At 50.9% G+C, this 15,376-nt stretch carries 14 protein-coding genes; 8 read left to right on the forward strand and 6 right to left on the reverse strand.

Annotated features, from left to right (window positions below; all coding sequences use genetic code 11):
* Positions 1-7: 7 nt before the first annotated feature.
* The 6 genes from GN241_06200 to GN241_06225 all read right to left on the reverse strand — a co-directional run bounded on the left by GN241_06200 (position 8) and on the right by GN241_06225 (position 6,441).
* Positions 8-1,309, reverse strand: coding sequence for a branched-chain amino acid ABC transporter permease (locus tag GN241_06200; protein ID XAT56993.1), 1,302 nt, complete (start codon positions 1,307-1,309; stop codon positions 8-10).
* Positions 1,309-2,319 (reverse strand): branched-chain amino acid ABC transporter permease, encoded by a 1,011-nt coding sequence (locus GN241_06205; protein XAT59195.1) that lies wholly within the window; start codon positions 2,317-2,319, stop codon positions 1,309-1,311. Before GN241_06205 ends, GN241_06200 begins: the two co-directional genes overlap by 1 nt.
* Before the next feature lie 102 nt (positions 2,320-2,421).
* Positions 2,422-3,135, reverse strand: a complete 714-nt coding sequence (locus GN241_06210) for an ATP-binding cassette domain-containing protein (protein ID XAT56994.1) — start codon at positions 3,133-3,135, stop codon at positions 2,422-2,424.
* Positions 3,136-3,208: 73 nt separating this feature from the next.
* A complete protein-coding gene (locus tag GN241_06215; GenBank protein XAT56995.1) occupies positions 3,209-3,985 on the reverse strand; it encodes an ATP-binding cassette domain-containing protein in 777 nt (258 codons plus the stop codon).
* Positions 3,986-4,073: 88 nt separating this feature from the next.
* Positions 4,074-5,291, reverse strand: a complete 1,218-nt coding sequence (locus GN241_06220; GenBank protein ID XAT56996.1) for an ABC transporter substrate-binding protein — start codon at positions 5,289-5,291, stop codon at positions 4,074-4,076.
* A gap of 148 nt (positions 5,292-5,439) precedes the next feature.
* Complete coding sequence (locus tag GN241_06225) at positions 5,440-6,441, reverse strand: helix-turn-helix domain-containing protein (GenBank protein ID XAT56997.1); 1,002 nt, start codon at positions 6,439-6,441, stop codon at positions 5,440-5,442.
* 173 nt (positions 6,442-6,614) lie between these two features.
* Between GN241_06225 and GN241_06230 the strand changes: the two genes are divergently transcribed.
* The 8 genes from GN241_06230 (at position 6,615) to pstC (ending at position 15,374) form a co-directional block, all read left to right on the forward strand.
* Positions 6,615-7,985 carry a 3-deoxy-7-phosphoheptulonate synthase class II gene (locus tag GN241_06230; protein XAT56998.1) on the forward strand — a complete coding sequence of 457 codons (1,371 nt, stop codon included), beginning with the start codon at positions 6,615-6,617 and terminating at the stop codon, positions 7,983-7,985.
* 251 nt (positions 7,986-8,236) lie between these two features.
* On the forward strand, positions 8,237-9,133 hold the full coding sequence (locus GN241_06235) for a YicC family protein (protein ID XAT56999.1): 897 nt from the start codon (positions 8,237-8,239) through the stop codon (positions 9,131-9,133).
* 3 nt (positions 9,134-9,136) lie between these two features.
* Entirely contained in the window at positions 9,137-9,784 is a 648-nt protein-coding gene (locus tag GN241_06240; GenBank protein XAT57000.1) for a guanylate kinase, read from the forward strand.
* On the forward strand, positions 9,781-10,311 hold the full coding sequence (locus tag GN241_06245) for a gamma carbonic anhydrase family protein (GenBank protein XAT57001.1): 531 nt from the start codon (positions 9,781-9,783) through the stop codon (positions 10,309-10,311). The genes GN241_06240 and GN241_06245 overlap by 4 nt, the downstream gene beginning before the upstream one ends.
* Positions 10,308-11,486, forward strand: a complete 1,179-nt coding sequence (locus GN241_06250) for a cystathionine gamma-synthase (GenBank protein ID XAT57002.1) — start codon at positions 10,308-10,310, stop codon at positions 11,484-11,486. The genes GN241_06245 and GN241_06250 overlap by 4 nt, the downstream gene beginning before the upstream one ends.
* Positions 11,487-11,608: 122 nt before the next feature.
* Positions 11,609-12,637: a two-component sensor histidine kinase gene (locus tag GN241_06255; GenBank protein ID XAT57003.1), complete on the forward strand. Its 1,029-nt coding sequence runs from the start codon at positions 11,609-11,611 to the stop codon at positions 12,635-12,637.
* A 196-nt stretch (positions 12,638-12,833) separates the two neighbouring features.
* Positions 12,834-13,850 (forward strand): phosphonate ABC transporter substrate-binding protein, encoded by a 1,017-nt coding sequence (locus GN241_06260; GenBank protein ID XAT57004.1) that lies wholly within the window; start codon positions 12,834-12,836, stop codon positions 13,848-13,850.
* A gap of 393 nt (positions 13,851-14,243) precedes the next feature.
* On the forward strand, positions 14,244-15,374 hold the full coding sequence (pstC, locus tag GN241_06265; GenBank protein ID XAT59196.1) for a phosphate ABC transporter permease subunit PstC: 1,131 nt from the start codon (positions 14,244-14,246) through the stop codon (positions 15,372-15,374).
* The last annotated feature ends 2 nt before the right edge of the window (positions 15,375-15,376 follow it).

A 15,376-nucleotide genomic window follows, 5' to 3' on the forward strand; every position in this document is an offset into this window, starting at 1 on the left:
CGTTTTGCTATTTTTCAGGAATTAAGCCTTTGGGCGAAAACCGCAGCACCAGCAATAAGATTAGACCCATGGTAAACAGCCGCATATGCGCCACGCTGCTGATCAAATGCTGTTTTAAGGGGCTTCCATCTTCCATGTCAGAGGTGATTGCTTGCATTAAAAAACCACCGATTGGTTCCACCTGCACCCAAAAAAACCAGATCACAAAACCGCCCAGCACTGCGCCAAAATTATTTCCAGAGCCGCCGACAATCACCATAACCCAGATCAAGAATGTATAGCGCAAGGGTTGATAGCCCGCTGGGGTCAGCTGGCCGTCCAGTGTGGTCATCATAGCGCCCGCAATGCCGCAGATTGCCGAGCCCAACACAAAGATCTGCAGATGCCGTTTGGTAACGTCTTTTCCCATAGCTTCCGCAGAGGTTTCATTGTCGCGAATGGCGCGCATCATGCGCCCCCATGGGCTGCGCAGCGCGTTTTGGGCCATCCAAAGCAAAAGCAACAGAACGACAGTGAACAAGCCAGCGTAGCACAGCTTTACATAAATAGACGAGGCGGTCACAGCATTCATGCCAAGGTCGCTTGCAGTTGCCACAAAGTCTGGGTTGTTTTGCAAATCCACCTCGAAGGGAACCGGCCGAGGAAGGCCGATTACATTTTTGACGCCTCGGGCCAACCAATCCTCATTTTTCATGATCGCTAAAATAATTTCCGCAATGCCTAACGTCGCGATAGCCAGATAATCAGAGCGCAAGCCCAAGGCGGTTTTTCCGATAATCCAGGCCACACCCGCAGCCAGCAGCCCGCCAGCGGGCCAAGCCAGAAGGATCGGCAATCCCAATCCGCCGAGATATCCCGTTGAGGCTGGATTGACCGCTTCGATCGCTGATACTCCGCCATCGAAAACAAATCTGAATGCGAAAAACCCCACAATCAGCCCTGCAATGATCCCCAATATTTTGGCTTTGCCCGATGGCAGGCGGGCAATGGCCAAACTGGTTAGCCAAAGGCTGGCAACACCAATCACCAGTCCCAGCAGGGTGCGCAGCCCTCCTGCGCTCCACGCCTCTGTAACGGGTGGCATTGAAATCAGCACAGTGGCCAGACCGCCCAGAGCTACAAACCCCATCACGCCCACGTTAAAAAGGCCCGCAAAGCCCCACTGCAAATTGACCCCTAAGGACATGATGGCGCTGATTAGCCCCATATTGAGGATCAATAAAGCGCTATTCCAGCTTTGCAAAAAACCGGTCAACAGGATGAGCAATGCCATCGCTGCAAACAGAAAAATGTTTCTATACTGCGCCATCAATAGGCCTTTCCTTTAAACAAACCGGTCGGACGAAATAGCAGCACAATGATCAAAATAGAAAAGCTGACTGCAAATTTATAATCAGTGCTTAGCAATTGCACCAAGCTCGAGGGGGCCCAATCGCTTGGCACGAGATAGGTCACCACCTTTTTCCACGCATAGGTTATGGTAACTTCCGAAAAGGCGATCACAAACCCGCCGGCAATCGCGCCAACCGGATTGCCCAACCCACCGACGATGGCCGAGGAAAAAATCGGCAAGAGCAAGAGCAAATAGGTAAAGGGCTTGAACACTTTATCCAGCCCATAAAGCGTGCCCGCAATCGTCGCCAGCGCCGCGACGATCATCCAGGTCACCATCACCACGCGCTCTGGATTGATCCCAGAGAGCAAAGCCAGATCTTCATTATCCGCATAGGCGCGCATCGACTTGCCGGTTCGTGTGCGCTCAAGGAACCAAAACAGCACCGCAACAACAATCACGGCGGCAATCATGGTCAAGCCTTGCGTCGTTTTAATTGCCAACCCCTCTTTCAACCCGGTCATGGCCTTAAACTCGCGCGCGGACATGATGAAGCGCTGACCATCGCTAAAAGTGCGATCATCGGGGCCGATGATGAAGCGCACGACGCCATTCATAATAAACATCACCCCCATCGAAACGATTAAAAAGATCACGGGTTTGGCTTTTTGAACGCGATAAAAGCGATAGACGGTACGATCGGTGAACAAGATCAACGCAATACAGCCAAGAATACTGAAGGGCAGCGCCAAAAGGGCGGTTGGCAAAACCCCAAAAGAAATTCCCATCGATTGAAGCCACCACGTGCCCAGAATACTCAGCGTTGCTCCAAAGGCCATCGTATCGCCATGCGCAAAATTAGAAAAGCGCAACACCCCATAGATGAGCGTGATACCCAAAGCCCCCAGCGCCAATTGGCTGCCATAGGCAAGGCCGGGTATAATTACATAATTGGCCAGCGCAACCAGTGCATTAAGCAGATCCATCACGGGCATTCCCCTAGATCAATTCTGCGCGCGCGCAGACGCGTCTGAGGTGAAAGACCGCCACCGCATAATCGAGTGCATTCAAAAACTTTACGCAAAGCTCTACCCCCCTAAGAACGATTTGCGGACTTCTGGATTGTTCAACAATTCTGCGCCGCTGCCGGTAAAGGCGTTGCGCCCTTGCACCAAGACATAGCCTTTATCGGCAATGCTCAGCGCCTGCCGCGCATTTTGTTCAACCATAAGGATCGGTATGCCGGTGCGGGCCACCTCGATGATCCTATCAAAGAGCTCGTCCATAACAATCGGGCTGACACCGGCGGTTGGTTCGTCAAGCATGAGCAATTTGGGCTTGGTCATCAACGCGCGCCCAACCGCCACTTGCTGGCGTTGCCCGCCTGATAACTCGCCGGCGGCTTGCCGGCGTTTATCGCGCAGAATAGGAAATAAATCATAGACCTGCTCAAGCGTCTCGCGAAAATCATCCCGTCGAATAAACGCACCCATTTCTAGGTTTTCTTGTACTGTCATGCTGGTGAATATGTTGTTTGTTTGGGGCACGAATCCCATGCCTTTGGCAACACGATCTTGCGGTGAGAGATGTGAGATATCATCACCATCAAGGCGCACTTGGCCTTCGCGCAGGCGAAGCATGCCGAAAACAGCTTTCATCGCGGTTGATTTTCCCGCACCATTTGGGCCCACAATCACCGCGATTTCTCCGCGCTCGACCGCAATGGTACAGCTGTGCAGAATATCTGGCCCCTGCCCATAGCCGCCGGTCATCGTTTCTCCGATTAAAAATGGCTCATTCATGTCCAATTAACTCGCTTGCATCCAAGTAACGTGCAGATTTAGGCTGCTCATATTCATTTTCTGACGCCCTTATTCATGCGGTGGTTTTGTTTTTCAGGCCGGTGCCCAAATAGGCTTCGATAACCTGTTCATTGGCCTTTATTTCGGCCAGCGTCCCTTCTGCCAGCACCCGTCCTTCAGCCATGCAGATCACTGGATCACAAAGCCGCTCGATAAAATTCATATCATGTTCGATGACAACGAATGTGTAATTGCGCTCTTTATTCAGCCGCAAGATTGCATCGGCTATTGTGTTCAAAAGCGTGCGGTTCACCCCAGCCCCAACTTCATCCAGAAACACAATTTTTGCATCGACCATCATCGTGCGGCCCAGCTCTAACAGCTTTTTTTGACCGCCAGAGACTTGCCCAGCTTTATGGTCGCGCAGGTGATCGATGGTTAAAAACTCAAGGACTTCATCCGCTTTTGCCGCCAGCGCCCGTTCTTCATTGGCGATGCGTTTGCGGCCAAACCAAGTGTTCCAAAGGGTTTCCCCTGATTGATTTGCCGGAACCATCATCAAGTTTTCGCGGCAGCTCATAGATGAAAATTCATGGGCGATCTGAAACGTGCGCAGCAGGCCTTTACTGAACAACTGATGCGGCGCCAATCCGGTGATATCTTCGCCATTCATCAAAACGCTGCCCGATGTCGGCGCAAGCACCCCGGCGATGACGTTAAATAAAGTGGTTTTTCCAGCGCCATTCGGGCCAATCAACCCTGTTATAGACCCTGAGGCAATTTCAAGCGAGGCTCCGTCAACCGCGTGAAACCCACCAAAATGTTTGTGAAGATTTTGAACTTTAATCAAAACAACTGCCCTTATTCATCCACTGCGCAGGGTTGAAATGCAAAACAGCCCGGTCTCCCGGGCTGTTTTTTGTTCTCACTTAAAGAGATTAACGGAATGCGACCGTTGCCACTGCACCGTCTTTGATCTCGATCTCGCGATAGTTACCAGCTGATTCGCCCGGTCCGATCAATTCAACGGCGGTTGCTCCCACGTAATCGATGTCTTTACCGGCTTTGATCATATCAAGCGCCTTACCTAATTCGCCCGGCATGATTTGCTCGCCTGGCGCATTGGCAACCGCCATTATGTGCTCTTTCACTGCGGCTGAATCAGTTGAGCCAGCGGCTTGCATGGCGAGCATGATCAAAGCGGCAGCATCGTAGCTTTCGGGCGCAAATGCATCAGAACCGCCAAAAGCTTCTGCAGGATTGTTCAAAGAGGCGCCAAGTGCCATCGCAACAAACATGTCAGCGCCTTTGCTGTCGGTGCCTGGATATTGACCGAATGAGCCGGTCAAATCTGGGCCAATTGTGTCGACAATATCTTGACCCACCATACCGTCTGGCAGCACGAATGTGTCAAACGCGCCTGTGTCAAGCGATCCTTGGATGATTTGCGTGCCAGCACCGTTTGCATAGCCCGCAACAACCAAAATTTCACCCCCGGCTGAGGCCAGCGCGCCGACTTCGGCAGAATAATCTGCTTTATCTTCATCATGCGCAGCAGACACGGTTACAGTGCCACCAGCGGCTTCAAATGCGGCTTGGAAGCTGTCAGCCAAACCCTTGCCATAATCGTTATTTGTGTATGTCAGAGCAACGGATTTGAAACCGCGATCCATGATATTTTCTGTCATCACGACGCCTTGACGCGCATCTGACGGGGCTGTGCGGAAAAACAACCCATCATCTTCAGCCGTTGAAAGCGCAGGAGATGTCGCTGATGGTGATACCATCACAATGCCATTTGGGCGCGCTACATTCTGCAAAATTGCGCCTGTGACGCCTGAACAATCCGCGCCCATGATCGCATCCACTTTATCAGATGTGATCAAACGCTCCGCCGCCGCTGTTGCCGCGGCTGCGTCAATGCAGGTCGAATCGCCGCGCACCGGCGTCACGGTTGCGCCATCGAGCAATTTGCCTGACGCAGTGACTTCTTTCATCGCCAGCTCAGCGCCCAAGCCCATTGAGGGGGTGATTGTTTCGAGCGGGCCGGTAAAGCCCAAAATCACGCCGATTTTAATCTCGCCACTATGGCTGCCTGCGATTGCGGTGCCTGCTGTTAAAGCTGCCGCAGCCGTGGCCATTAAAAAATTTCTCATGTTACTTCTCCCATGTAAGGATCACAAATCCAGACCGAACTTTATGACGCTGTGTCGCAAAAGAAAAGTAGGAATGCTTGAAATATCAGCATAAGTTCAGGCTAAACTGTTTTTCTGCGATGCAAAGCCCTTGCACATTGCGATCAAATCAACTCGAGGTTGCTGACAGGCTGCCCCGCTCGCGATAGGGTGTGGTTTGATAATGCGCTCGGTAGCATTTTGAAAAGTGAGAGGGTGAGGCAAAGCCACAGGCCAGCGCAACATTGATCACGCTCATATCCGTCTGCATCAAAAGATTGCGGGCTTTTTGCAGGCGAAGCTCCATATAATACCGCTTCGGACTTCGGTTTAAATAGCGCCTGAAAAGCCGCTCTAGCTGCCGGGTCGACATGCCAACATATTTTGCCAGCAGCGAGGGGCTGATCGGTTCTTCGATATTTGTTTCCATCATTTGAATGACTTGGCTTAGTTTTGGGTGGCGGACGCCAATCCGCGTTGGTACTGATAATCTTTGGGTGTCTTGGTCGGTTCTGATCGAGCTGTAAATCAGTTGATCTGCCACAGCATTGGCCAAATCCTCGCCAAAATCCTCGGCGATTAATTTCAGCATTAAATCGATCGATGAGGTGCCACCTGCGGTGGTCATAAACTTACCGTCTTTCATAAAGACGGATTTTGTTAATTCGACCTCATCGAAATCTTCGGCAAAACTATCATGATTTTCCCAATGTATGGTGGCGCGTCGTCCGTTTAACAGGCCGGCTTTTGCCATCGTGTAAGCTGCGGTGCAAAGCCCGCCCACAGAAAGGCCTTTGCGCGTTTCGCGGCGCACCCAATTCAAAAGCTTTTTAGAGGTTTGCCGCTGAATATTCATGCCCCCGCACAGGATGACGGTATCATCTCTTTTCAGCTCAACAAGCCCGTCATCGACGCGGAAGGATGTTCCTGCAGAACAAAAAACAATATCTGCGCTCTCTCCAAGCACTGTCCAGCTGTAAAGAGATTTGCCGGACATCCGATTTGCGATCCGCAACGCATCCAACGCGGCCGCAAATGAAAGCAGTGAAAACTCTTCGATCAAGACAAATGCAAATCGGCGCGGGGCACCTTGCTGGTTGGAGACTGAAATTAAATTGGATTGGCTGACCATTCCACTATCTCTTTCATTAACGAGCCGCGGGTCTGCTCGTACGATTTTTTCAGACATCACTTGGTCAAAACTAATCCACCGCGTCAAGATGTAGAATAACATTCTGCTATGGTTCTTTTGCGACAGGTTTAGTATAGGAATGCGAAACAATCCTGTGGTTCGGAGATCAAGATATGGCAGAGTGGCAAAAATCTGATTGGCGCAAACTTCCACGCGTGCAAATGCCCGATTATGTCGATGCGGCAGCTTTGGAGAAAGTAGAAGCACAGCTGTCAAATTATCCGCCTTTGGTTTTTGCGGGCGAAGCCCGTGATTTAAAAGCTCAGCTTGCCTCGGCGTCACGGGGGGAAGCCTTTTTATTGCAAGGCGGAGATTGTGCAGAAAGTTTTGAGCAATTCACTGCGGATGGAATTCGTGACACGTTTAAAGTGATGCTTCAAATGGCGATGATTCTGACCTATGGCGCGAAAGTACCTGTGGTGAAATTGGGCCGCATGGCCGGCCAGTTCGCCAAGCCCAGATCCGCCCCAACCGAGACCAAAGATGGCGTGGAACTGCCCAGTTACAGAGGCGATATTATCAATGAGCTGGCCTTTACGCCTGAGGCACGCATTCCGGAACCTCTAAAAATGACGCAAGCTTACACGCAATCTGCGGCGACGCTGAACCTGTTGCGGGCGTTTTCCAAAGGTGGCTATGCGGATGTGCATCAAGTGCATAGTTGGACGCTGGGCTTTACTGAAAGCGAGCGCGCTGCAGAGTACCGCAACATGGCGAACCGTATCAGCGATGCGCTTGACTTCATGAGCGCGGCAGGTATCGCCTCTCATAGCTCTCAAGAACTGCGGACAGTTGATTTTTATGTGAGCCATGAAGCACTTTTGCTGGAGTATGAGGAAGCCTTAACCCGCTTAGATTCAACATCTGGAAAATGGCTGGCCGGATCGGGCCATCTGATTTGGATCGGCGATCGCACCCGCCAGCCAGATGGGGCGCATGTAGAATTTTGCCGCGGCGTTCAAAATCCGATCGGGCTAAAATGTGGACCAACCACCACCGCTGATGATCTTAAGGTCTTGATGGCGCGTCTCAATCCTGACAATGAGGCTGGACGCCTGACGCTGATTTCACGATTTGGCGCCGGTGCTGTGGGTGATCATTTGCCGCGGTTAATCAAGGCTGTGCAGGAAGAAGGCGCCAATGTGCTTTGGACTTGCGATGCGATGCATGGAAATACCATCAAATCCTCGACCGGTTATAAAACGCGCCCCTTCGACAGTGTTTTGCGGGAGGTACGAGAATTCTTTGCGGTACACACGGCAGAGGGTACAGTTCCAGGCGGCGTTCATTTTGAAATGACAGGCCAAGATGTAACCGAGTGTACTGGAGGCGTATACGCTGTAAGCGATGAAGATCTATCGGCGCGCTATCACACCGCCTGCGATCCGCGTCTAAACGCCAGCCAGTCTTTGGAGCTTGCGTTTTTGGTGGCCGAGGAATTGGTTTCTCACCGGCAGGGACGCGCGAAAACAGCCGTTGCGTAACAATGGGATAGCCCCTGCCGGCACGCACGCTATTGTCGACATTGTCTTATGTGCTTACGCGAAACTGCGCTAGGCGGGTAATGAGGGTGAGCAGCCTGAACCTTTTTAAACGGTGGGGGAGGCGCTGTTTTTCAGCTTAAGGCTGAAAACGCTCGGTGCCGGCGGATATTTGCTGGCAGCCGATGCTTGGTGGTGGGTTGATCTGTCTCTGGGGATAGCTTAGCACAATCTCAGTGGTACAGGAGGTCATTTTGATCTGTTCAATGACTGGTTTTGCATCCGATACTGGATGCTTAAATGGGGTGGTTTGGCGAGCCGAAATAAGAAGCGTAAATGGCCGTGGACTAGACATTAAATGCCGCATCCCCGAATGGATTGAGCGGTTTGAAGAGATTTTGCGCACTGAATTGCAAACCTGTGCGACGCGGGGGCATATTTCTGTTTCGCTGAAACTAGAAGCCCATGTGTCACCCGCAGATCAAGCAGAGCTTGGCGAAGAAAGCCTAGCGGCGATTTTAGATGCGTTAGAACGTATCGAACAAAAAGCGATGGATATCGGTCTTAGCTTGGCGCCTTCTCGGGCGGTTGACATTTTGCCATTGGGCGGGGTGCTGGTATCTTCGGAGGTAGGGCAACAGCCATTAAGCGAACAAGGCGCCGATCTTCTTGCGGCGTTGCGGCCCATGCTGCGCGCCTTTGCGGCAAGTCGCGCAGCAGAAGGTACAGCCTTAAAAACAATTATTTCAAAGCAATTAGCGGATTTTGAACGCCTTTTGGCGCAGGCTAAAACTCTGCTTCCACAGCGTGAAGAGGCCGCTGCCAAATCACTGCAAAAGAATCTTGATAAAATTTTTCGCGCCGAGAATGAAATTGACCCTCAGCGTGTTGCCCAAGAAGTGGCGCTGATTGCGATAAAGAGTGATATTACTGAGGAATTAGATCGTCTTGACGCACATGTTGCCTCGGCGCGTAAATTGATCGAGCAAAAAGGTGCAAAGGGCCGAAAATTAGATTTTTTGATGCAAGAGTTTAACCGAGAAACCAATACGCTGTGCGCAAAGGCCAATTATAAAGAATTGACAGATCTTGGGCTCGAGTTGAAGGTTTTAACAGATCAGATGCGCGAACAAATTCAGAATGTGGAATAAAGTATGACCCAAGAAGACCGGCGCGGTTTGCTGATTATTTTATCCTCGCCCTCAGGTGCAGGAAAATCGACCCTGGCGCGCAGGTTACGCCAGTGGGATCCTGAAATCCAATTTTCGATTTCGGCCACCACGCGGGCGCCGCGCGCCGGAGAAGTTGATGGGCAGGATTACATGTTTATCGATCAAAAAACCTTTGAAAATTTGGTTGAAAACGATGAAATGCTCGAGCATGCTGAGGTGTTTGGAAATTTTTACGGAAGCCCGCATGGCCCCGTGAAAGAAGCCATTATAGAGGGAAAAGATGTGCTGTTCGATGTTGATTGGCAAGGCGGTCAACAGGTGCGAAATTCCAGTTTGGGCAAACATGTGTTATCTATTTTCATCTTGCCACCCAGCATAGAAGAGCTTGAACGCCGTCTGAGAGCGCGGGCGCAAGACAGCGAAGAGGTGATTGCCGGGCGTATGGCAAAATCACGCAACGAAATCAGCCATTGGCCTGAATATGATTACGTTCTGATCAATGATGATCTTGATGAAACAGAACAAGACTTGAAAAACATCATCACATCTGAGCGTATGCGCCTTTCCCAACAACCTGGCTTGGTTGACCGAGTGCGCCGCTTGAACAGTGAGTTTGAGGATCGATTATGACGCTTTATCGTTTGAATGCCAAAACACCGCAAGTTGATCCTTCTGCTTGGGTCGCGCCAGATGCCAATGTCATTGGGAACGTGATCCTCGAGCGCAAAACATCGGTTTGGTTCGGTACAACTTTGCGCGGTGACAACGAATTGATCAAGATTGGGGCTGGCAGCAATATTCAAGAAAATGTTGTCATCCATACTGATATTGGGTACCCGCTGCAGGTTGGAGAAAATTGCACAATTGGCCATAAGGTGATCCTTCATGGATGTGAAATTGCCGATACCTCACTGATTGGAATGGGCGCAATTGTCTTAAATGGGGCAAAAATTGGAAAAAACTGTTTGATCGGGGCGGGGGCATTGATCACAGAAAATAAAGTCATTCCAGATGGATCACTGGTTGTGGGCAGTCCTGGAAGGGTCGTGCGTGCGCTCAGCGCGAAAGAGATCCAAGGTCTAGCGGCAAGCGCGCTGCATTACCAAGAGAATGCAGCGCAGTTTCGCGATCAGTTGGAGGAGCAGGTTATTTTATGAAAAACCATCCTCGCAATTTGATGCGGCCTATTGGCCTGCCGAGCAGTGCCAGCCGACCTGTGGTTACCCCTTTATCCCCATCGGTTGTGTACGCGTCTGAGGGGCCCGATATGCTGGATGCTCAATATGAGGGAAGGCTGCAGGGGTATACCTATGCGCGCGAGGGGCATCCGAACGCAGAGGCGCTGGCTCGCCTCATCGATGATCTAGAGGGCGCGCATCATGGAATTGTGCTGGGGTCTGGAATGGCTGCGGTCAGCGCGGCCCTTTTGGGGGTGCTCGAGGCGGGTGATCATATCATCGGGTCAGACCAGCTTTATGGCCGTTCGCTGCGCCTTTTGAAAGAGGATTTGCCCAGATTGGGGATTCACACCAGCTTAGTTGATACCACGCAAGCGGATTGCGTGGCAGCGGCGCGGCGCCCCAATACGAAAATGATCTTGATTGAGGCGGTGTCAAACCCGACTTTGCGCGTTGCTGATCTGACTGGCATTGCCGCCTGGGCGGCAGAGAAGCAGGTGATACTGGCAGTCGATAATACCTTCACCACGCCAAAAGCCATCCGGCCTTTTGACTTTGGTGCGGATATTGTGATCCATTCGGTAACAAAATTATTGGCGGGGCATTCCGATGTCACTCTGGGCTATGTGGCCGCAAAAGATCTGGGTTTACGAGACAAAATTTATACATTCTCGGTAACCGCCGGGATGACGGCCAGCCCATTTGATTGCTGGCTTGCCGAAAGGGGATTGCTGACCTTTCCTTTGCGCTTTGACAAAACGCAAGCCACAGCAAGCGCTTTGGCCAAGATGCTTGCGCAACATAAAGCCGTGGCGCGGGTGCTGTATCCAGGCCAAGCCAGCCACCCTGATTTCACCCGGGCACAGACCATTTTGGGGCAAAACGGGTGCAATATGGTGAGTTTTGAGTTGGCCAATCAGACACGAGAAGCTGCTGAGCGTTTTACAAAAGCTGCCGATCCGATAGCCTTTGCCCCCACATTGGGGGATGTGGGCACCACGCTCAGCCATCCTGTCAGTTCATCGCATCGGGTGTTGACGGGGCCTGAACAGCAAGAGCTGGGCATTTCGGAGGGTTTTTTTCGCGTTTCGGTTGGTTTGGAAGATGAGATTGCCCTGCTGAATGTCTTCGAACATGCGCTTGCGTCTGTGTAATTATGCCCTCCACGGGCATTCAAAAAGCCGCGAGCGATGGATTGCTTTTATCATCATCCTATAGCTTAACGATATAGGCGTTCAAAGCATCCCGTTTTATGTGGGTTCAAAAAGGTGACATGATGGCAGAGGTAAATATTGCGTCCATCCTGCAGGGCATACCCCTTGCCACGCTAGCTATAGATGCCAATCAGCGCGTCTCGATGATGAACGCAGAGGCGGTTTCTCTCTTGGGGGAGGGGTTGTTGGATCGGCACTATATTACAGTGCTGCGACAGCCCGCTCTGCTCGAAGCGGTAGAGGCTGTATTGACAACGCGCCGTAGGCAGATCAGCCAGTTCGTCGTGAATGAAAGCACTCAAGATGCGCTTTATAAAGTGTCCTGCGCGCCCATTGACGAAAATCTGACATTGCTATGTTTTGAAGACCAATCTGATAAAGAGCATGTCAGCCAAATGCGGCGCGATTTTGTTGCCAATGTTAGCCACGAGTTGAAAACACCCCTCACCGCGCTGTTAGGCTTTATTGAAACCCTGAACACGTCAGCGCGCTCGGATGCCTCAGCGCGCGCGCGATTTCTTGAAATTATGGAGCGCGAAGCGCAGCGCATGAACCGCTTGGTCTCCGATCTGCTATCCCTGTCACAAGTTGAGGCGGTTGAACGAATGCGCCCGAATGAGGTGGTTGACGTGTCGCGCTTGCTGCAGGAAACCGCAACAACATTGGCGCCCGTTGCCGAAGCGCGAGGGGTACGCTTGCACGTGGTCAACGCGGATCGCTTGGTCAAAATGGCTGGGGATAAAGACCAGTTGAGGCAAGTTTTTATCAACCTTATTGAAAATGCGATCAAATATGGTGGGCCAAATAATGAGGTAAGCGTTACCTTGTCGGATATCAGCTATCAGACCCGTCTTGGATGCGAGGGTATCGCTATAAACGTAGTGGATAAGGGCCCCGGCATTGATGCGCTTGATATACCGCGCTTGACCGAAAGGTTTTACCGTATTGACAGCCATAGAAGCCGCGAAATGGGGGGAACCGGTTTGGGTTTGGCAATTGTAAAGCATATTGTCAGCCGCCATCGTGGGGTTTTGAAAATTGACAGTGCTGTTGGCAAAGGCAGTGAATTTAAAATTATTTTGCCAATCTAGACGGTGCGAGGCTTTCCAAAGCTTGGTCAAGCTTCTTAAAATTGGGGTTTGGCGAAAATTTTTTGTAAAAATATAAAGCCGTCATATAGCTGTTACAAAACTGTCGCAAAAGCATCGCAAAACAGAGGTAGCACAGCAAGAATCGAACAAGGTGCAAAACGCACCTGGCTGGACCTGACACATTTAGGAGAGATCGATGTCTTTTGTTAAACTAGCAATTTCCGCCTTGGTTGTAAGTGCAACATCTGCAAATTTTGCTTTTGCACGCGACAATGTGCACGCTGCAGGCTCATCAACGGTACTGCCCTATGCCACAATCGTTGCCGAGGCCTTTGGAGAAAACTTTGATTTTCCCACACCTTTGATTGAATCGGGGGGGTCAGGCGCTGGGCGTAAGAAGCTGTGCGAAGGCGTTGGCGTAAACACAACGGATATTGCCAATTCTTCAAGCCGGATCAAGCAAAGCGATATTGACACTTGCGCGGCGAATGGCGTGAACGAAATCATGGAAGTGCGCTTCGGGTACGATGGCATTGTGTTTGCAAGCCGATTGGAAACCACGGGTTTTGAAAATCTGACGCCGATGCAGATTTATCTCGCGACCAGCGATAAATCGGTTGCTCAGAATTGGACGGAAATAGATCCGTCTATGCCTGATCGAGAGATCATGTTGTTCATTCCGGGCACCAAACATGGAACGCGGGAAGTGTTTGAAACGAAAGTTATGCTTGCCGGATGTAAAGCTGCCGGATTTTATGAGACTTTCTTCGCGGCCAATGGAAACGATAAAAAGAAAGCTGAAAAAGAATGCTTTAAAGTGCGCACCGATGGCCGTTCCGTAGATATTGACGGGGACTACACCGAAACGTTGGCGCGTTTATCTTCGAATCCCAACGGCATTGGCGTGTTTGGATTGAGCTTTTTGATGAACAATACCGATACAATTTATGCGGCGACAATTAACGGTGTTGAGGCATCAACGGAAACCATTGCAACCGGGGCCTATCCGGTGTCACGCCCGCTTTATTTTTACGTTAAGACTGCGCATTTAGATGCGATCCCAGGGCTTCAAGAGTTTGTTGAGTTTTTTGTAAGCGATGACATAGCGGGCCCCGATGGGCCATTGTCGGAATATGGTTTGGTGTCCGATCCGCAGCTTGCTGAAACCCAGGATATGGTCGCAAACCGCATTCCGATGGGTCCTTTGGAATAATCCAAGGAGACTGTTTCAAGGGGGCGTGCCTCAGATTGAGGCGGCTCCTGCTTTGTTAAAGGTTGAAACATGAATTCTGTTTTGCCCATTCTCTTTTTGGCCTGTGTCGCTACGTTTTTTCTTTGTCGTTCGCGGTCTCTAAATTTGCGCATAAAAGGGCAAGTTATGGGTGCCTCCCCAACCCATTGGGGTTGGTATGGCGTGATGCAAGTCAGTATTCCAATCATGCTTTTTTTATCGTTCATATGGGGGCTTGAACTTTATTTTTTCAATTCTGCGATTAAGGTTTTGGGCGCGGATTTATTTGAAACCACGGCCGATCTGCACTTGCTGCGCGAAAGCATACGCGCTTCCTTGAATGCCGGTTTGCTCGGCTTGGCGCCGCAGGGCTTTATGGGCCTGCTGATGGCCGTAATCTCATATTGGTCCGGTGGGCTTGAAACGGTTTTACCGCTTTTGGGCGAGGCTTATGATGTGGCTCATCTCGAGCTTGTTCTTCACGCTTTGCGTTTGAAAATGCAGTTTTCAACGTTGTTGCTGATCGGAACCAGCCTGATCGCATTGGGTTTTGCCCTTCGCGCCTGGCATAAAGTCTCAATCGAGTTTAATGCGCGCGAGCGGGTTGAATTTGGTGTTATCTCGGTGCTGGCGGCCTCATCCGTGGTGGCGGTTTTAACCACGGTCGGGATTGTCGTGTCGCTGCTGTCCGAAACCCTCCATTTTGCGCAAATGCACCCGATTTCCGATTTTTTATTTGGCACCGTTTGGAGCCCACAATTCCATTCTGGTGAGGTAGAAGGGTATGGGTCCGAGCTGGGTGTTTTGCCGCTTCTCTGGGGCACGTTATATATTTCTTTTGTGGCGTTGGCTTTTTCGGTTCCGATTGGGTTGTTTGCGGCGATCTACCTGTCAGAATATGCCACGCAACGCTTTCGGGATATCACCAAACCTTTGTTGGAGCTGTTGGCTGGAATTCCCACTATCGTTTATGGATTGTTTGCCTTGCTTACGGTGGGCCCGATGTTGCGGGATTCCTTTACGCAACCACTTGGCTTAGGGTCAAATTCGGATTCTGTTCTAGCGGCGGGTTTGGTGATGGGCATTATGCTTATTCCTTTTGTCAGTTCACTATCTGACGATATCATCAATGCGGTGCCTCAATCCTTGCGCGATGCGTCTTACGGGCTTGGGGCTACGCGGTCAGAGACGGTGAAAAAAGTGATTATTCCCGCCGCATTGCCTGGCATCATTGGTGCGATCCTTTTGGCCAGCAGCCGTGCAATTGGCGAAACCATGATCGTAGTTTTAGGGGCGGGTGCAGCGGCCAAGCTAAGCCTTAACCCGCTGGAAGGCATGGCAACAATCACCGCCAAAATTGTCAATCAGCTCACAGGTGATACAGAATTTGAATCGCCAGAAACCTTGGTGGCCTTTGCACTCGGGCTGTCGCTGTTTGTGATCACATTATGCTTGAATGTATTGGCGCTTTATATCGTGCGCAAATACCGTGAAGAATATGAATAGGG

Source organism: Rhodobacteraceae bacterium IMCC1335 (genome assembly GCA_039640495.1).
Classification (GTDB): domain Bacteria; phylum Pseudomonadota; class Alphaproteobacteria; order Rhodobacterales; family Rhodobacteraceae; genus Thalassovivens.